Source organism: uncultured Sunxiuqinia sp., assembly GCF_963974515.1.
GTDB lineage: Bacteria > Bacteroidota > Bacteroidia > Bacteroidales > Prolixibacteraceae > Sunxiuqinia.
Window position 1 is genome coordinate 1 of sequence record NZ_CAXBDD010000206.1, and the last position, 2746, is coordinate 2746.

Annotated in this window: 2 protein-coding genes; one reads left to right on the top strand and one right to left on the bottom strand. The window is 47.0% G+C overall.

The window, feature by feature from the left end; translation table 11 throughout:
• Nucleotides 1–561, top strand: a 561-nt coding sequence (locus tag AAC033_RS18900; RefSeq protein ID WP_339741097.1) for an MlrC C-terminal domain-containing protein, incomplete at its 5' end; no start/stop codon positions are given.
• A 230-nt stretch (nt 562–791) separates the two neighbouring features.
• On the opposite strand, the gene AAC033_RS18905 is transcribed toward AAC033_RS18900, so the two are convergent.
• Nucleotides 792–2746: alpha-L-arabinofuranosidase C-terminal domain-containing protein (locus tag AAC033_RS18905; protein WP_339741099.1), on the bottom strand; the 1955-nt coding region annotated here is incomplete at its 5' end.

Consider the following 2746-nt stretch of genomic DNA (forward strand, 5'->3'; position numbering starts at 1 on the left):
GATGTGACCTGGACCTTAACAGAGGTTTTGAAACGTCCGGAATTTCAATCAGCCAGCGGCCCATCGCTCATTTACGCTTCCATTCCCGGACCAGAGCTGATTGAAAAGGCCGTATCAGCCGGCGTCGGTTCGAAAGTTGAAGCCCATGTAGGCGCCATTGTTGACGACCGCTATGCCCCGCCCTTAAAAATTTCGGGTACAGTCCGGTCGATTGTTCAGGGAGATAAAAATGCGGAGACCGAAGTGGTGGTGCGCGTGGGAAGTGTAGATGTGATTGTCACCAAGAAACGGAAACCCTACCACACCGAAGCTGACTTTACCCGGCTGGGACTGAATCCACGGGAAACTGACATCGTGATGGTGAAAATTGGCTACCTGGTTCCCGAACTGTTCGATATGCAGGCCGACTGGCTACTGGCCCTAACACCAGGCGGGGTTGATCAGGATTTGGAACGTTTGGATTATCAGCGAATCAATCGACCCATGTTTCCGCTCGATAAAGAGATGGAAAACCCGGATCTTACGGCCAGATTTGTGCCAGTTTCAGGCCAGCAGGAATAACCTACCCAAGCCAGTAGAGAATGGTGACTCAATAGATATCCGTTGATGGTCTCAGTGAGTACCTTCCTGTTCGCTGTGATGATTCGTAGTCATTGGATTGTCATTTTCTGCTTTTATACCATAAAACAAACTTTCTGCAGCAGCAGTTCAATTGAAAGGCAAGCACAAAAAAATACTCCCCGGACGAACAGTTTTCACCCGGGGAGTAATGTTAAAAAAAGTCCCGTGTACTATTCCAGTATAAAAACATGGAAGGATTCGGCTTCCAATTCGGCTTTTAAGTTTGTGCCGCTTATTGAAACAGGCTTTTCAGTTGGCACAATCAAATCCGGATTATCAAGCGTATTTTCCACTTTCAAATCACCTTTTAAAGTAATTTGCCTGCCGATCTTCTTATCCACCTTCAGTTTGCCGAAATCGAAATTAACTGCTCTCTTTTCTTTAGAGGTATTGGCAATTTTGATAATCAATTGATTCTTCCCCTCATCAATTACCGAACTCGCGTACAAAGCTTCTTGCCCTGTCAGGTTTTCCTTGTTCCAGGTCACTTCAAGTGCGTTGGTTCCTTTGTGTTGGGCATACAGTTGTTGCACGTAATAGTTGGCCGACTTGACCGAGCGCAGATTATCAAACCAAATCATGTCTGGCTTCCACTGCCAGGCGTCAACGTGGGCGAAAAGCGGTGCATACGTGGCCAAGTGAACCACATCGGCGTTACGCTCCAGCCCGGTCATAAAAGCGGCTTCGCACAAAGCCGAGTAAAAAGAATTTTTCTTCTCTGGATGGTCGTGACAAGCATATTCGCCCGCAAACACTTTTGGCCCCTTTCGGTCGTACGAATCGTAGCGGTCAGCACTATTCAAAAACCACTCAGGATCTTTATAATAATGCTCGTCCACCAAATCCACATCCAGACGCTTCATCTCTCCCCACAGGTAATCAAAACGTTCGCCGTCAGCACTTGGCCCAGATGATCCAATGACCAGCATATCTGGATATTTGGCATAAATGGCCTCCATAAACTGTTCCAGATGTTTCGGAAAATCCTCACCCCACTGCTCATTTCCAATGCCAATCATCTTCATGTTGAAGGGCTCGGGATGTCCCATTTCGGCACGTAGTTTTCCCCAGGTTGAAGTGGCGGAGCCATTGGCAAACTCAATCAAGTCGAGCGCATCCTGAATGTATGGCTCCAGGTCTTCGCAAACCTCTTCGGTGGCATACTGGCATGCAATTCCGCAATTCACGACAGGAAGGGCATCAGCTCCCAAGTCTTCGCACAATAAAAAGTACTCGTAAAAACCCAATCCGTACGATTGGAAATAGTCGGGCGTAAACCGATGCTGAAATTCATAGTTCCAGCGGTTTTCGTTGACCGGACGATTTTCAACCGGCCCCACTGAATTCTTCCATTGGTACCTAGTTTCCAGATTGTTTCCTTCAATGATACATCCTCCGGGGAAACGAAAAATCCCGGGTTTCAAGTCAGCCAGCGCCTGTGCCAAATCCTGACGCATACCATTTTCGCGCCCCTTGAAGGTTTTCTCGGGAAAAAGCGACACATGCTCCAAATCGATTGATCCCAACGAACGAAGGTCAATCCGCAGGCGCGCATGACTGTCAGTCCAGCCTGGGGAAAGTTCTACACGATATTTGGTCCACTCACCCGAAGTCACTTCCATATCGGCATGAGCCATAATCTCTGTACCAGACGAAATGAGTTCAATCCGTAGTTTTTTTGCCTCGTCATCAACAGTACGGGCAAAAAAACTGAGCTGATACTTTTCGCCTTCTTTCACGCCAATACCGCGGAATCCTTCATTGATGGCGCCGGTTCCGGTCAACAAACCCGAATTGGTCAGGCGCAGGTAATTTGGATTGCGCTCAAACGGAGCACCCGTAGTTTCTACTGAAACATGCCCATATGTCATCCATCCCATGGTTGGCGAATTAGTGAAATCGAACGAACGATTTTTAATTAACTCGGCGTACAAGCCACCATCAGCGCCAAAGTTAATGTCTTCAAAAAACACGCCATACATGTTTGGTTGAATCGGAATTTCCTTCTTCGGCCTTTTAATGGAAATTTCATACGTTTTTCTCTGGGCCTGCACCAAAAAAGCAGCGCAAATAAAGGTCACCAGTAAGATTAGGTTTTTTGTCTTCATATTATCAAAATTAATCG